This window comes from Ferrovum myxofaciens (assembly GCF_000735045.1).
Classification (GTDB): Bacteria; Pseudomonadota; Gammaproteobacteria; order Burkholderiales; family Ferrovaceae; genus Ferrovum; species Ferrovum myxofaciens.
The window spans coordinates 1-253 of sequence record NZ_JPOQ01000606.1; the positions used below are offsets into that span (position 1 = coordinate 1).

The window sequence follows — 253 nt, forward strand, 5'->3', positions numbered from 1 at the left end:
TCCTGCATGAGTTGCACAAACCAGCGGCGTGAGCCGGAAACAACGCGCCACAGCACGCGGCAATACTTTGTTTTATTGGTGAGCGCTTGGTGCAAATACGGGTCTTGTGTTTTGGAGGGTAGCAAGACCGGTAGCGTGAGGTCGCCAAACTCGATACAGCCCGTTTCAGGCTTCCAGATGATGTTGGCCGCATTGGTGGTTGCCTCAAGCGAATGCAGGGGGCGGGAAGCACCTTTAAAACGTGGGCGACCGC

Annotated in this window: 1 pseudogene; it reads right to left on the bottom strand. The window is 56.1% G+C overall.

The features are described from left to right. Nucleotides 1–253, bottom strand: a pseudogene (locus IV91_RS19460) (transposase); the annotation flags it as partial.